Below are 2035 nucleotides of genomic sequence, written 5' to 3'. Positions count from 1 at the left end.
GAAAAGGAATAAATCTGATTGACGACACGTTTGTGCGTGCAAGCCTGAGAGACAGCAGCAGTGTAATAGACCAGGTATTCGGAGAATATGTACATAAGGTCTGGATGGAATGTACAAGCATGCTTTTGAATTTTGTACCTGTGGTAGGAGCTTAAAAGCCATAGCGGAAGGAATCGTAGGGCATGATTTGCTCACGGGAAGGCAATACGCCTGGTGGGAAAGGGCATTCAACATAGGAATGGGCTCAATTGCACTTATAGGTGAGGTTGGACTGCTGGCGGTAACCTTAAAGGACTCAAGAATGGCTGTGAAGCTGTCGGAGGTAGCGACTATTGCAGGAAATTCTGCTGTGAAGGCTATGGCTGAGGCGATTAGCAAGCTCAGGTATACTTTAAAATACTCTATTGATGAACTTGCATACCAAATTAAGAGGGTTGTTTCAATAGGTGATGAAACCGTTGTTGATCTTGGCAATGGAATAACGTATGCTATAAGAGAAGCTGATGATGTTGCAGAAGCAGCAAGACCAGCATATAGAGAAGTTATTCAGGGTATATGGAAATATTCAGGAAAGACCGCTGATGAAATAGCTGATTTCTACCTGAGTAAGGTTGCAAGCAAAACCAAAGTGTCGGGGAATTTCTCAGGTTTACCGTCTGAAATACTGAGAGCAGAATTGAAGGATGCCGGAGTAACTACCCCGCCATATCCAAATCAGGCTCATCATATTATACCAGAAGGTATGGATATCCCTGAATTGAACGAAGCTAGGGCAATAATGGAGAGGTATGGAGTTGACTTGAATTCGGCAAGTAACGGTGTATTTTTGCCAAACGCAAAAGACCTTCCACATGCAGGAAGTGCCACCGTGCATAGTGGTTCACACACATCAGAGTATGCAAGATATGTTGCAAATGCTATAATTGACTATGATTGCAAATCAGCAAATGATATTGTGAAGGTTTTGAATAGCTTAAGAGAAGAATTACTAGAAGGCTCTCTAAAACTAAATAGGTTATGAGAAAGAGGGTATAAAGTATGAAAATATGGATATTACAGGAAGATGTTAATAACTATGAACATTTAACATTGGCCAATGGTGGAAATGAAGATTGGATTGAATTTGGGGATATGTTTAAAACTAGGAAGTTAGAAGACAGTTGGGAACCGCTAAAACTCAAATTAATAAATCATGATGGAAAATTAAAAAGAGGAGATATGCCTTATCTATCCCCTGGAAAGCCTGTTTTCACAAAAAAGGCAATAGAGAGTTTAAGAGGATTTCTAGAGGGCAATGCTGAAGTACTTCCGATTGATTATGAGTTGCAAGAATTATTTATCCTTAATATAATTAATCGAATTGATGCTATTGACTATGAAAAGTCAGAAATAAAATATGGAGATGAAAAAAGAATAATAAGAGTTAAGAAGTATTCATTTGTGGTTGAAAAAATTAAGAATCAACATATATTCAAAATATTAAATCAACTTTTTGGAACTGTCTTTGTATCTGATGAATTTAGAAACAAGGTTATTGAAAGTGGTCTTGAAGGTTTTAAATTTGTTGAAGTGTGGGACTCAGAAGAATAGCTGTTAATGCAAAAAACCCGACTGTAGCAATACAGCTTCGGGGTTTTTCTATAAATAGCTTTATAAGGTGGTATGCCCTACCTTGGAAGCGGCGGCTATAAATAACATTTCGTATTTGGTAGACGGGAAGGAAATATATTCAGATGCTTCATTGTATATAGTTGAGGCCGGAGCGGAATTAGAGGCTTATACAAGTAATGGAACCTCTGTGCTGACAGCCTTGGGAAACCATGTAGTCAGTGTGGTTGTGAACGGCAATATCAATAATACGGGCAGCTTGATTGTTGAAGGAAAGGGAGGCCCTGACGGGGGCGGCGATAATACATATACAGATTTAAAGGACTATTTCAAACAAAATGTATTTAATGTTGTGGGCTCAGGATATACCTATATAGACTTTAACGGAGATCTGGCAAAAGCGTTTGAGGTCTGGCTGAAGGCTAAA

The 2035-nt window shown here is 38.8% G+C and carries 3 protein-coding genes; all 3 read left to right on the top strand.

The window, feature by feature from the left end; genetic code table 11:
• Window positions 1-109: 109 nt before the first annotated feature.
• A complete protein-coding gene (locus CLHUN_RS21445) occupies window positions 110-1021 on the top strand; it encodes an AHH domain-containing protein (protein ID WP_080066712.1) in 912 nt (303 codons plus the stop codon).
• A gap of 17 nt (window positions 1022-1038) precedes the next feature.
• On the top strand, window positions 1039-1590 hold the full coding sequence (locus CLHUN_RS21440; RefSeq protein ID WP_080066711.1) for an imm11 family protein: 552 nt from the start codon (window positions 1039-1041) through the stop codon (window positions 1588-1590).
• Window positions 1591-1672: 82 nt separating this feature from the next.
• On the top strand, window positions 1673-2035 hold a 363-nt coding region (locus tag CLHUN_RS21435), incomplete at its 3' end, for a hypothetical protein (protein ID WP_133051136.1).

The organism is Ruminiclostridium hungatei, from assembly GCF_002051585.1.
Lineage (GTDB): Bacteria > Bacillota > Clostridia > Acetivibrionales > DSM-1351 > Ruminiclostridium > Ruminiclostridium hungatei.
The sequence above is the reverse complement of the archived record's forward strand: the minus strand, read 5'-3'. Positions and strand labels throughout refer to the sequence as shown.

Bases quoted from the DNA above. Each gene is read 5' to 3' on its own strand.
- CLHUN_RS21440 (WP_080066711.1), top strand. From the start codon at position 1,039: ATGAAAATATGGATATTACAGGAAGATGTTAATAACTATGAACATTTA.
- CLHUN_RS21445 (WP_080066712.1), top strand. From the start codon at position 110: ATGTACAAGCATGCTTTTGAATTTTGTACCTGTGGTAGGAGCTTAAAA.